Genomic DNA, 13,690 nt, shown 5'->3' with positions numbered 1-13,690 from the left:
ATGAGACGATGGAACGGATGGGGCGACGATCAGTTCAGCCTGGAGCTGCCCGCACAGGGCACCGACTTTCTCTCACAGCGCATTGGCGCTGCCGAGCCACTGACGGACGCCGACCTGGCCTCGGTCTGCCAGCAGGTGCCGGACAGCCACCTGCCCGACCATCCACTGGTAGCCACCGACGCCGACATCCGGGTCCGCCATGCCCGAGGCCAGAGCCTGCCGGACTGGCTGGCCATGCGCAGTGGCGACTTCGGACGCTTTCCCGATGGCGTCGCCTGCCCAACCAGCCCCGAGGACGTCCGCAGCCTGTTGGCCTACGCCGACCAGCACGATATCGATGTGATCCCCTATGGTGGCGGCACCAGCGTCGCTGGCCACATCAACCCCCAAGCGGGCAAACGCCCGGTGTTGACCATCAGTCTGGCACAGATGGACCGCCTGCTGGATCTGGACCCTGACAGCCAGATTGCTACATTCGGTGCCGGCACCCCGGGCCCCCTGGTGGAATCCCAGCTTCGGGCCAAGGGCTACACCCTCGGCCACTTCCCGCAGTCGTTCGAGCTGTCCACCATCGGCGGCTGGGTTGCCAGCCGGTCCAGTGGCCAGCAGTCCCTGCGTTACGGGCGCATTGAACAGCTGTTTGCCGGCGGCTCAGTGGAGACGCTGCAAGGCACCCTGTCACTGCCAACCCTGCCCGCCTCCAGTGCCGGTCCGGACATCCGCGAGATGGTGCTGGGATCGGAGGGCCGGCTGGGCATCATCACCGAGGTGAAGGTACGGGTGACACCGCTGCCGGCGCAGGAAAGCTTCCATGTGGTGTTCTTCCCCAGCTGGGAACAGGCCCGAACTGCCGCCCGCAGTCTGGTACAGAACCGCACCCAGCTGTCGATGCTGCGGCTGAGCAACGCCACCGAAACCGAAACCCAGCTGGCTTTGGCCGGCCATCCGACTCAGATCCGCATGCTGGAATCGTTTCTGTCTTTCCGTGGTGCCCGCGACGGCAAATGCATGATGACCTTCGGCCTCACCGGCACCCGTCCACAGTGCCGCACCGCGCTGAAGGAAACCCGGCGGATCTGCGGCGAGCATGAGGGCGTTTACACCGGTACCTACCTGGGCGGCAAATGGGCCGAAAAACGCTTCACCATGCCTTACCTGCGAGAAGCACTGTGGCAGATGGGGTACGCCGTCGATACCCTGGAAACCGCCACCGACTGGGACAACGTCGACCACCTGCTGGCGACCATTGAGAACAACCTGCGCGGCGGCCTGGCGGAGTTGGGCGAACGGGTTCATGTGTTCACCCATCTGTCCCATTTCTACCCGCAGGGCTGCAGCATCTACACCACCTACGTGTTCCGCACAGATACCGACTACGCCGGTACCCTGGCCCGCTGGCACGCCCTCAAGCACAGCACCTCCAAGCTGATCGTCGAGAATCGCGGCACCATCAGTCACCAGCACGGCGTTGGCAAAGACCACGCGCCTTACCTGCCGGTTGAAAAAGGGGCACTGGGGATGCGGGCCATTCAGGGGCTGTGTCACACCTTCGATCCGCAACAGCGGCTGAACCCGGGCACCTTGCTGGCCACCGATACGGACTCAGTGGAATGAATACTCAGCAACGTGCGGACTGGCTGTCGCGGTTTGCCAGCGACACCCCGGCCTACGATCTGGTGGTGGTCGGCGGCGGCATTACCGGTGCTGGCATCGCTGCAGAGGCGGCCGGTAGTGGACTCAAGGTGCTATTGATAGAGCAGCAGGACTTTGCCTGGGGCACCTCCTCACGGTCGTCGAAAATGGTACACGGTGGTCTCCGTTACCTTGGCAGCGGCCAGCTGGGACTGACCCGGGATGCGGTCAACGAACGCCAGCGCCTGATGGCGGAATTACCCGGGCTGATCGAGCCGTTGCAGTTCATCATGCCCCATTACCGCCGCCAGTTCCCCGGTCCACGGCTGTTCGGCATGCTGCTGCGAGCCTACGACCGCATTGCGGGGGTGCGCTCCCGCCGTCGCCTCACGCCGGCCGATACCTTGAACTGGGTGCCAGGGCTCAACCCGCAATCCCTGGTGGCCGCCAGCGGCTTCACCGACGCCGTGACCGACGATGCCCGTCTGGTGTTACGGGTGATTGACGAGGCTCGCCACGCCGGCGCCCACTGCCTCAACTACGTGCGAGCCGAACAGGTTTTACGGGATCAGGACGGCCGGGTGACCGGCCTGACGGTCCGCGATAACAGCGCCGACAACAAGGATGCCTCCGTCCTCACCATCTCGGCACCGCTGGTGATCAGCGCCACCGGCGCCTGGGCGGGAGAGCTGCAACGGAACGACGGAACCCCTATGCGCATCCGCCCCCTGCGGGGCAGCCACCTGGTGGTGCCCTGGTCGCGCCTGCCGGTGACCTGTTCCGTATCGCTGTTGCACCCGCAGGACCGCCGCCCGGTGTTTGCCTTCCCGTGGCAGGGCGCCACCGTGCTGGGCACCACGGACCTGGACCACGAGACGCCGCTTACCGAGGAGCCGGGTATCAGCCAGGCGGAAGTGGACTACCTGCTGCGGATCGTTGATGAGCTTTTCCCGGGTCGGGCCATTGAAGAAGCAGACATCCTGTCCACCTGGGCCGGTGTGCGGCCGGTGGTCAGCCGCAGTGAAGGCAAATCCGCATCCCAGGAAAACCGTGAGCACGCCATCTGGGATCAGCAGGGCCTGGTCACCGTGGCCGGCGGCAAGCTCACCACCTTCCGGCTGATTGCCCGCGAGACCCTGAACCACGGCAAAGACTACCTGCCTGCCGTGCAGTGGCGCCCAGCCTCAGCTCCGCTGTTTCGCCCGGCCCCAACCCTGGCTCGACCGGATCACATCGGCCATCAGACCTGGCGCCGACTGACCGGAAGCTATGGCCCTGCCCTGGCTGGGGTTCTGGATGCCGGAGCAACAACCCACATTGCCGACACCGACACCCTGTGGTGCGAACTGACCTGGGCTGCTGCTCAGGCCGATGTAGTCCACCTGGATGACCTGTTGCTGCGCCGCAGCCGGCTCGGCCAGATCCTGCCCGACGGGGCCCAGGCCTGGCTGCCAGCCATTCGTGAACACTGCGCAGGCGGCCTTGGCTGGGACGACGACACCTGGAACACCGAGGTTCAGCGCTACCTTGCGCTCTGGAGAAACGCCTATGCCCTGCCTGCGCAACGGAGCCAGACCCCATGAACCACAACGATCCGCTCATTCTTGCGATCGACAACGGCACCCAAAGCGTGCGGGCGCTGCTGTTTGATCTGGCGGGCAACCTGGTGGCCAAGGGCAAACAGGAGATCGAACCCTACTTTTCCCAACAGCCCGGTTGGGCGGAGCAGCAACCCGAGTATTTCTGGGACAACCTCGGCAAGGCCTGCCAACAGCTGTGGGACAGCACCGAGGTGTCGCCCTCTCAAGTCGCCGGAGTCACCGTGACCACCCAACGGGGCACCGTGGTCAACCTGGATCGCCAGGGGCAGCCCCTGAGACCGGCCATCATCTGGCTGGACCAGCGCCACGCCCGGGTCGACGGACCGGTAACTGGCCCCTGGGGCTGGCTGTTCAAACTGTTGAGACTGGAAGACACCATCGATCGTTTCCGGGAGAAAACCCAGGCCAATTGGATCGCCCAGAACCAGCCCGAAATCTGGCAGGATACGGCCCACTATCTGCTGCTCTCCGGTTACCTCAACTATCGGCTGACCGGCGAATTCAAGGATTCCATCGGCAGCCAGGTCGGCTACCTGCCGTTCGACTACAAGCGCCATACCTGGGCCGCCCCCCGGGACTTCAAGTGGCAGACCATGCCGATCACCCGATCAATGCTGCCGGAACTGGTGCCACCGGGCACCCCCATTGGCCACCTGACACCGGAAGCGGGTTATCACCTGGGTGTACCGGTGGGACTACCGGTGGTAGCGGCGGCCTCCGATAAGGCCTGTGAGATTCTGGGCTCCGGCGGGCTGACCCCGGACATCGGCTGCATGAGTTACGGCACCACCGCTACCATCAACACCACCAGCCAGCGTTACGTTGAGCCCATCCGCTTCATGCCTCCCTACCCGTCGGCGTTGCCCGGACACTACTCCACGGAAGTGATGATCTATCGCGGCTTCTGGATGGTGAGCTGGTTCAAGCGGGAGTTCGGGCTGCGTGAGCAGAAGATCGCCGAGCAGCAGGGCGTCGAGCCAGAGGCCCTGTTTGACGAACTGGTGCGCTCCGTTCCCGCCGGTTCCATGGGGCTGATGCTGCAACCCTACTGGTCTCCCGGTGTTCGCAACCCGGGTCCGGAGGCCAAAGGCTCCATCATCGGCTTTGGCGATGTCCATACCCGCGCGCACATCTACCGGGCAATCCTGGAGGGGCTGGCCTACGCCTTACGTGAGGGCAAGGAACGTATCGAGAAACGCAGTGGTGTCGCGATTCGACGACTGCGAGTTGCCGGCGGCGGCTCCCAGAGTGATGCCGCCATGCAGTTGACGGCAGACGTGTTCGGCCTGCCCGCAGAGCGCCCCCACACCTACGAGACGTCCGGCCTCGGCGCCGCCATCGATGCGGCCGTGGGCCTGGGACTGCATCCGGATTTCGAGACTGCCGTTGCCGCAATGACCCGGGTCGGCGATGTGTTCGAGCCTGCCGCCGAAACCAGCCAGCTGTATGACCGGCTCTACCGCGAGGTCTATCTGGACATGTATCGCCAGCTCCAGCCCCTGTACCACCGGATCAAGGACATCACCGGTTACCCCCGGTGATGTGTCCGGCAACCGACCGGGCCGGCGTCTTTGACAGCAGCCAGTCGCTGAACGCTACCTCATCAAGGGCCTGGGAGAACAGGAATCCCTGACCTTCCTGACAGCCCATGCCGTTCAGTACATCCCGCTGGTGTTCGGTTTCCACCCCTTCGGCGATGACCTTCATCTGGAAATTGTCGGCGATTTCCATAATGGTGTGGGCCATATCGAATCGGGGCTGACTGGCCGCCGCGCCGCTGACAAAACTGCGGTCGATCTTGAGCCGGTCAATCGGCAGCCGGTTCAGGATGCTGAGGGATGAATAGCCGGTCCCGAAATCGTCCATGGCAATGCTGATGCCGAAATCCCGAAGTTGTGTGAGTTTCTGGATGATACCGTCCACGTCGTCTGCAGCGATGGATTCGGTTAACTCGATCTCGACGTGCTGCCCTTTCAGTCCATGCTGCTGAACGTTGCCAATCAAGTTCTCCACAAAATCCGCTTCCCGCAGCTGCATCAGTGACATATTGATGGCAACCCGGAAGTCATCCGCCACCTGCCCCTGCAGGCCGGCGCGCCAGCGCAGCGCGCCGCTGGTCACCCAGTCTCCCAGGGCGACCATCATGCCCGCCTGCTCCGCCAGCGGGATAAACTGATCCGGTGAGATAAACTGCCCCGGTTCAACCTCCCAGCGCAACAGGCACTCAGCTCCCACGGCGGCACCGTCACGCAAACGGATAAAAGGCTGGAAATGCAGCTTCAGATGCTCTCTTGAAAAGGCCGTTCGCAACCGGCTTAGCAGATGCATGCGATCACGGGCAGCATCCGCCAGTTCGGTGGCAAACAGAACGGTTTTTCCGCGGTAGAAATGCTTGGCGTGTTTCAGCGCCACGCCGACGTTCTTGAGAATCTCGGTGGCGCAGCGAAACTCGCTCTTCAGGAGAATCAGGCCGCTGGTGGCAGAAATCCGCAGCGGTTCGTTCTGATGCAGCGTGAAAGGTTCGGCAAAGATGCCGGCGATGCGTTCCGGGGTCAGATCGCAGGCATTGCCGACCACACCGAACACATCCCCACCCACCCGGGCAATGAAATCACTGTGATCGAGCTGAGACCGCATGCGTTGTACAACTGCTCGCAGGATGTCGTCGCCAAACGCCTCGTCCAGCACGCTGTTCATGTACGAAAAGTTATCCAGGTCCACCAGCACCACCGCCTGGGGCTGCAGCGCATTCAGGCTGATTCGCTGCTCGATCTCGGCGACAAACCCGTTGCGATTGGGCAGGCCAATCAGTGGGTCCTGGTAGGCGAGCTGCTCAATGGAGTGGTACAGCTGGAGGTTTTCGAAAGCGACCGCCACGTTGCTGCAAAACACCTCCAGCAGGCGTTGTTCTTCGGTGGAAAGGGCGTGGTCAATATCCACATAAGCGACAATGGCCTGACCGTCGGTGCCGGGAAAATAGACACCAAGCCCGGCCTGGAACAGGGGCTGCTTCTCCCTGAGAACCTGCTGGACCTGCTGACGCACCCCGGTGTCTGGCAAGTCCTCCAGCAAGCCACCTTTGGTGTCGTGGAATCGCCCGGCGGCGGACACAATAAAAGCCTCGGCGCCCTTTGCCCCGGAACAGGAGACAACGAAGCCGGACCGGGGCTCTTTCAACAGATCGCACAGCTGCCGGATCAGGCTTGCGGCGAATCGGTCCATATCCGATAGCCGTCCCAGCTCCGAAGCAGCTGCCAGAATCCGCTCCAGCCCATCCTGGTTGGCTTCGAGTTGCTTTATCTGGGAGTAAGAGCGAATGGCGATCGCAATACTGGTAAACAACCGAACCCTGGTGAGTTCTGACTTGGTCTTGTAGTCGTTAATATCATACCGGCGTATGGTTTCGCTCTCGGGCGCAAAGCCCGGTTGCCCCGTACGTAAGATCAGCCGAATACTGTGGTTGTTTAAGGTGTTTCGTATTTCCTGAACCAATCCGAGACCGGCATCGTCGCTTTCCATGACGACATCAATCAGGGCGACGGAATAGTCTCCATCCTGCTTCAGGATCGCAAGTGCCTCAGATGCGGAATAGGCATCAATCACGTCGAGTGAACGGCCCTCGACTGTCAGTCCTTTGAGCGCCAACCTGGTCGCTGCATGAACATCGGGATCATCGTCAACAACAAGTATCTTCCATGGCTTTGACGCCCTAGTGTCTTCTGACTTTATTTCGTCAGCAAACACCATCAGATCATCGCCACTCTCTGCCATACCTCACATCCTCGACGACCCTGATAACACACTGAAAAGCCTAAGCCTAACACAGCATCTCCCTTTTAAGCATAGGTCAGATGAACACCTTTACAAGGGCGCTGGCTGGCCGCTACGACGGCCGCACACCTGGGCTGGCAGGGCGGAAACCGGCATCAGATCGGGCCTGGGACGTCAACGTAGCAGGCCGACGCCGGTTTGACTATTCTTCAGCCAGCGGCTGGTGAAGACCCTGAAAAATCTGAACAACAGGAATCCTTACCGGTTCGATAAAGACACTGCCAGGGGAACCAATGGCCACGCCTCGACTCATGATTCGCCACAAGATAAACCTTGGTTTCTCCCTCGTGTTCGTCATGGCCCTGCTCCTCATATTCATGGTCGTCGAATTGATCGTGAAACCCAAGCTGACCCAACAGCAACAACAACAGATAGCGCTGAACCAGGCGGGCATTGTGGAACTTCTTGGCGCCAAGCTGAGCCAGACGGAGTTTCTCACCAGCACCCTGGCCATTGCCGCCACCCGGTTGCCGAAGGATGAGGCCCTGTTCAAAGAGCTCTTTCCCCGGGTGATCGACAACCACGGTGACGCCACCATCGCCGGTGGTGGTATCTGGCCGGAACCGGGCACCTTTGCAGAAGGAGTCACCCGTCGGAGCTTTTTCTGGGGTCGTGCAAATGGCGCCATGCGGTTTGTAGACGACTACAACGACCCCGATGGCGCCGGCTATCATAACCGGGTGTGGTACCTGGCCGGACGCGACGCCCCCGCCGATCGTTGCCAATGGTCGAATGCCTACACCGATCCCTTCACCCTCACCCCGATGATCACCTGCACCATCCCCATGTACGACGACCGCTTCGTTGGCGTCGCCACCGTGGACATGCGGTTGGATGGCATCACCGACATCCTGTCCCAGTACGGCGCAGAGAACGAAGGCTACGCGTTTGCCATCGACAACGCCGGACGAATGATCAGCTTCCCGCCCACGGTAATCCAGTCGGATGACAGAGCGACCTCACTGATGACGACAACGGCCGTTGGCCAACAACTCCCATGGCTCAAAGCAACGTTTGAGCGTGCAACCGTCCTCCAGGACACCGATATGGTCGAACTGCCAAACGACGACATCCTTGGAGAGGCCGCCTATGTCCACCTCATCAGCGTCCCGCAAACCGGCTGGGCCATCGGCCTAGTGGTTCCCAAAAGCCGGATGACAGCAGCGGCCAAGAGCACCGGTCTGTACCTGATGCTGGCCATCGGCGCTCTGCTATCGGCGGTGGGGACCGTGGCGGCTATCAGCCTGCGTAAACTGCTACAGAAGATTCAGCAAACCACCGGGCAGGTCCAGGAGCTGGCGGAAGGTGAAAGCACCCGCGTACTCGATACCGGCCCGCTCAACGAGATTGGCGAACTGCGACTGGCGGTCAACGCCTATGGTGACAAGCTGAAATCGCTGCTTAAACATCTGGAGGAGGTTCAGGACGAACTGGTGCAAAGTGAGAAGCTGGCGTCCCTGGGCTCACTGGTGTCCGGCATTGCCCATGAACTCAATACGCCGGTCGGCAACGCGCTGATGTCCTCGACGGCCATCCTGGACGCGAAGCAGGACTTCACCAGAAAACTGGCCGGACAACTCACCCGCAGCGACATGGAGCATTTCATCGAGGACGTTGATGAGGGTGCTCAGATCATTGAACGGAACATGACTCGGGCCGCGGAACTGATCGGCGCCTTCAAACAGCTCGCCGTCGATCAGGCCAGTTCCAATCGACGTGTATTCGAGCTTCAGGAGCTGGTCAACGAAGTGCACCTGTCGATGCGCCCCACCCTGCAACGCACCCCCTATCGGCTCGAGATCGATGTGCCGGCCTCGCTTTCGTTGGACAGCTACCCGGGCTCACTGTCACAGGTGCTGATCAACCTGATCAACAACGCGGTGATTCACGCCTTCAACGAAGATGACCCGGGAACCATTCGAATCATCGCCCGGGCGGCAGTACCGGGTTGGCTGTCGCTGAGTGTAAGCGACGATGGCTGCGGCATTCCGAAAGAGCTGCAGAAACGCATTTTTGATCCGTTCTACACAACGCGGCTGGGTCAGGGAGGATCCGGACTCGGCCTGCACATCACCTTCAATCTGGTGACCGGCATGCTTGGCGGCCGGATTGACATCAGCAGCCCCCCCGGAAGCGGAAGCTGCTTCACCGTCACGCTACCGGTCAACGCACCGAACCGGGACGAGTCGTAAGCGGGAGTCCATAAGCAAGAGTCATAAGGCGAGCAGCGCTCAGAGGGAGAATACTGAGCAAAGCACCTTGAGCGAAGCGGCGGATTCGTATCTATACTGGCGTGGAGGTCTACGCTGTACAAATATTTTGAGGATGTAAATTTTGACGTTGAATCAAAAAATCAAAGTATTGGGCATTAGCCTTCTTGCCGGTTCTTTTCTGACGATCTATCTGGTTATGACGTTTGTGGCTCACCCCGAGTTGGAGGAGCAGGCAATCGCCAATGCCGGCCAGGCCGTGGAGAACAGCCGAAGCGAAATCGAGAAGACGCTCACGGAAGCAGCGGTACTGACAAGCACCCTGGCCGCCCTGGCCGAAACGCTCCCCCTGGAAAAACAGCGATTCATCAGCGAATTGGCGCCGGTGGTCGACCACTACGGCAACGCCGCCATCGCCGGTGGCGGCATCTGGCCGGAGCCGGGCAAGCTGACACCGGGTAAAAGCCGGGATTCGCTGTTCTGGGCCCGCAATGGCCAGGGAGGCCTGGACCTGCTGGATGATTACAACGACCCTCAGGGCAGCGGCTACCACAACGAAGGCTGGTACACCGCAGGACGGAGCCTGGCACCGGGCCAGTGCGCCTGGTCGGAAGCCTATGAAGATGCGGTGTCGGGCACCCCGATGGTCACTTGTACTGCGGCAATCCGGCGACAGGGCGAATTCTGGGGTGTTGCCACCATTGATCTGATGCTGTCCGGGCTCAATGACCTGATGACCACCCAGAACGACATGACCGGCGGTTACAGCCTGGTCATCGATCAAACCGGACGTATTGTCTCGTTTCCAGGCATTCGCTCAGAAAACCTGAACATGCAGACTCTGGACGATGCGATCCGGTCGCACCCCGGACTGGCATCTCTCAAAACCGCACTGCGCGAGCCAGAACCGTCCTATCTGCCAGACGAGGTAACCGGCTCGGATCGCGCGGTGCTGGTGCAGTCCGAACTGGAACAGCAGGGCTGGACAGTGGCCATGATTCTTCCTGAATCGACCGCGTTGTCGGCATTACAGCGTGTCAGTTCCGGCCTCTACCTGACCCTGCTGCCGCTTGTTACCCTCTTCGCCGCCGTGGTGCTGCTGTTCGGCCGCAGCCTGATCAAGAGCATTCAGGAGACAACCCGGCAGATCGATGCCCTCAGTGAGGGCCAGCACGGCAGCAAGCTGACCATCGCCCGCGCCGATGAAGTGGGCGAGCTGAGAACGGCGGTCAACGACTACGGCACCCATCTGGAAAGCATCCTGGCCCGGGTCGCCACCGAGGCCAGCAGCGTCAAAAATGGGGCGGACAACCTTCAGGCCCTGAGCCATACCCTGAATGACCGCGCCAGCGATCAGATGAAGGAAAACCTCACCCTGGCCTCCGCTATCAATCAGATGTCCGCCAGCGCCTCGGAAGTGGCGAGCAACACCAACAACGCAGCGGATACGGCAGAGGACGCGTCGCAGCTGGTACAGGAAGGCCAGGTCGCGGTCAGCGAGAACGGTGAGGCAATCGCCCAGTTGGCCGAGGCGCTTCGCGAAGCCTCCTCGGTGATCGACAAACTGGCTTCGGATTCCCAGCAGGTGGGGTCGGTACTGGAGGTGATCAAAGCCATTTCGGAACAGACCAACCTGCTGGCCCTGAACGCGGCAATTGAAGCGGCACGGGCCGGTGAACAGGGTCGGGGTTTTGCTGTGGTCGCCGACGAGGTGCGCTCCCTGGCCGCCAAGACCCAGGAATCCGCCAATGAGATCGACGGCATGATCCAGCAGCTCCAGGACGCTGCCCGTCAGGGTGTCCAGGTGATTGAATCCAGCCACCGGCTCTCGGAGTCCTCCGTTGAGCGGGCCCAGAAAGTTCGCGAGAGCTTCGAGGGAATCGTGGCGGCGTTTGACAACATCAAGGAGCGCACGGTCAGCATCGCCGCGGCCTCAGAGGAACAGGCCAGCGTGACCGAGGAGATCAGCCAGCTGGCGGAACGTATCCGGACCATCTCGGAACAGAACGCCCAGGACGCCTCGGAGCTGAAAGACATGAGCTCGGCATCCACCGAACAGGCTCACCGGCTGGAACAGATCAGCAAGCAATAGCAGGGTCGTTAAGGAACCCTGATTGGCATGTAAAAGAAACTGACGCCGTTGCAGCATCACCGCAACGGCGTTGTATCACTTCGCAAGGGAGGTCTATCGACTTATAACAGTTGCCCTAGCTGCTTTCTCCGACGCCGAAGCCCCATGCCAATCAAGCCGAGGGACAACAGCATCAACGCCGCCGGTTCAGGCACCTCCGCCAGCAATATCTGCTGCACCGAGAACTCGTGATACGGGGAATACAACTCGATTTCCCGGAAACTCTGGGCAACCGTCACATCGAACAATCCGGTCAGGGCATCATCCGCCGTAACACTCTGCCAGGCCCCGTTGTCGAGACGGAAAAACACCTGATCGTCGTAGGTACAGCCGCATAAAGTGCTGGTTTCGCCAGAGAAAAAATTGCTGAGGATAAAACTGTCGACCTGGCGCTGGGCGCCCAGATCAATTGTCAGGCGCTCAAATCCCGGAGGTTCGGAACCATCGGCCCACCAACTGAGCGTGCTGATGCCAACCCCCAGCAGCGATGTCTGGAAAAGCTTCTGGGCGCTGGCGCTAACGCCCCCGGAGGTGTGGCCGGACTGGTTGTTGGCACCACTCCAGCCTCCATCACGAAAATCGATGGCTGCAGCCTGGGCTGCGTTGATTGTTATACATGCCGAGATCAGGAGCAGTGCGCCCAGTGCCCGTTTCATTATTGTTTCCATGGTGAGTCCCTTTCTACCTGAATGGGGTGTCCGCCCTGCAATGCCTCCAGTCCCTGGGCAAGGCGTTGCCCCGAACACAGCAAGAAAACGACCAATCACTAAAAACGCCAATAAAACCGGCGATTCACAGGCGCCACGACGGTGTGTGTTTCATCAAACTGTAAAGCCCGTCGACGAGGGTACAACGCCGACAGGCAACCCGCGGCTCCAGGCGCCCTAACCTCCCGCTATCACCTCTGGAGCCTCTGGCCAGCGTCCCAGCGCTTTGTACAGATCCACCGCCGCCTGCAACCGCTCGAGGCGCGCCTGGCTGAGCTGGCTGCGAACGCTGAACACCGATTCCTGGGCCGACAACAGCGTCAGCAGATCATCGGCGCCCTCCCGATAGCGCACCTCGGTCAGCCGGAGGGCCTCTTCTGCCTGTTCGCGAATGCCCTCCAGCCGCAGTTCCTGCCCCTGATACAGCGCCACCCGCTCCTGAGCATCACCCACCTCCTGCACCGCCGTCAGCAAGGCACTGCGATACTGGGCCAGTAACGCCACCTGGCGGGACCGGGACAACGCCACCGCATTCTCCCGGCGGCCTCCATCGAACAGGGTCTGGGCCAGGCTCAACAGACCATTGGCGCCCGTTACCGGGTCCGCCAGGCTCAGCAGGCTGGTGTTGGTCAACGTCACCGCACCGCTTAATGACAGCGATGGCAACAGGGCAGCGCGAGCCACTGCGACGTCCGCAGACGCCGCCTGCAGCCGTGCCTCCACAGCGGCAATGTCGGGCCGCTGCCGAATCACCTCGGCAGGCAGGCCACTGGCAATGGCCGGCACCGACACCGCCATCAACCCGGCCTCCGGCAGGGCCTGCTGATAAGGCATTCGCCCTGTCAGCACCTGCAACGCAGCCTCACGGGCCTGGACCTGGTACTGCAGGGGCGGGATGGCGTTTTCCCGGCTCAGCACTTCGGTACGCTGACGGGCCAACTCCGACCGGTCCGCGGCCCCCAGGCGATGGCGCGCGGCCACCAGCGTCAGGGTGCGGCGGGCGATGTCCAGATTGCGCTCCGCCACCTGCAGCCGCTCCCGCGCGTCCAGCAGCTGAAACCAGATAGAAGCCACCGACGCCACCAGCGTCAGCCGGGCGCCAGACAGGTCATAGCGCGTCGCCGCCAGTGTCGCCGTGGCGGATGCCTCGCTGGCCCTTAATCGCCCCCACAGGTCCACTTCATAGCTGATGTCGAGCCCAAGCCGGGTCGAGCCGGCATTGCTGGTCGTACCATCCCGACGGCTGATCTGCTTACCCGTGCTGCCACTGCCTCCAACCTCCGGCAGCAGCGACGCCCCGGCATTGCGCAGTTGCAGATCTGCCTGGATCACCGCCTCGGCGGTCGCCGCAAGATCGGGATTATGCTCCAGCGCCTGCTCCACCAGCGATACCAGGACCGGGTCACCAAACGCCTGCCACCACCGGGTGTCCATGGCAGGGGTGGCGTCAGTTTCGCCGAGGTGCCACTGCTCCGGCAGGGGCAACGGCGGTTCGACGGATTCGGGTTCAAAGGTGGCACACCCGGGCAATGCCAACGCGGCGGACACCACGACAACAGACAACAGCGACTTCACAGG

The 13,690-nt window shown here is 61.6% G+C and carries 8 protein-coding genes; 5 read left to right on the top strand and 3 right to left on the bottom strand.

Annotated features, from left to right (window positions below):
* From J2887_RS09315 to J2887_RS09305, 3 genes are read left to right on the top strand one after another with little or no spacing between them, the layout of a single operon-like run.
* On the top strand, window positions 1-1,614 hold the full coding sequence (locus J2887_RS09315; protein ID WP_227175721.1) for an FAD-binding oxidoreductase: 1,614 nt from the start codon (window positions 1-3) through the stop codon (window positions 1,612-1,614).
* A complete protein-coding gene (locus tag J2887_RS09310; RefSeq protein ID WP_227175720.1) occupies window positions 1,611-3,215 on the top strand; it encodes a glycerol-3-phosphate dehydrogenase/oxidase in 1,605 nt (534 codons plus the stop codon). Before J2887_RS09315 ends, J2887_RS09310 begins: the two co-directional genes overlap by 4 nt.
* Complete coding sequence (locus J2887_RS09305; protein WP_227175719.1) at window positions 3,212-4,774, top strand: FGGY-family carbohydrate kinase; 1,563 nt, start codon at window positions 3,212-3,214, stop codon at window positions 4,772-4,774. The genes J2887_RS09310 and J2887_RS09305 overlap by 4 nt, the downstream gene beginning before the upstream one ends.
* Here J2887_RS09305 and J2887_RS09300 read toward each other — a convergent pair.
* Window positions 4,755-7,004, bottom strand: a complete 2,250-nt coding sequence (locus tag J2887_RS09300) for an EAL domain-containing protein (protein ID WP_227175718.1) — start codon at window positions 7,002-7,004, stop codon at window positions 4,755-4,757. The two genes, J2887_RS09305 and J2887_RS09300, sit on opposite strands and share 20 nt — an antisense overlap.
* A 293-nt stretch (window positions 7,005-7,297) precedes the next feature.
* On the opposite strand from J2887_RS09300, the gene J2887_RS09295 reads away from it, so the two are divergent.
* Both J2887_RS09295 and J2887_RS09290 read left to right on the top strand, forming a co-directional pair.
* Window positions 7,298-9,256 carry a sensor histidine kinase gene (locus J2887_RS09295; RefSeq protein WP_227175717.1) on the top strand — a complete coding sequence of 653 codons (1,959 nt, stop codon included), beginning with the start codon at window positions 7,298-7,300 and terminating at the stop codon, window positions 9,254-9,256.
* A gap of 217 nt (window positions 9,257-9,473) precedes the next feature.
* The gene (locus J2887_RS09290) at window positions 9,474-11,366 is read left to right on the top strand and encodes a methyl-accepting chemotaxis protein (RefSeq protein WP_227175716.1); all 1,893 of its coding nucleotides are present in this window, start codon (window positions 9,474-9,476) and stop codon (window positions 11,364-11,366) included.
* 101 nt (window positions 11,367-11,467) lie between these two features.
* Here the strand turns inward: J2887_RS09290 and J2887_RS09285 are convergent, their stop codons facing one another.
* Both J2887_RS09285 and J2887_RS09280 read right to left on the bottom strand, forming a co-directional pair.
* Window positions 11,468-12,061, bottom strand: a complete 594-nt coding sequence (locus tag J2887_RS09285; protein ID WP_227175715.1) for a PEP-CTERM sorting domain-containing protein — start codon at window positions 12,059-12,061, stop codon at window positions 11,468-11,470.
* Between the two features lie 228 nt (window positions 12,062-12,289).
* Window positions 12,290-13,687, bottom strand: a complete 1,398-nt coding sequence (locus tag J2887_RS09280) for an efflux transporter outer membrane subunit (RefSeq protein ID WP_227175714.1) — start codon at window positions 13,685-13,687, stop codon at window positions 12,290-12,292.
* Between the last annotated feature and the right edge of the window lie 3 nt (window positions 13,688-13,690).

It is taken from the genome of Marinobacter sp. CA1, assembly GCF_020546665.1.
GTDB lineage: Bacteria > Pseudomonadota > Gammaproteobacteria > Pseudomonadales > Oleiphilaceae > Marinobacter > Marinobacter xestospongiae.
The sequence above is the reverse complement of the archived record's forward strand: the minus strand, read 5'-3'. Positions and strand labels throughout refer to the sequence as shown.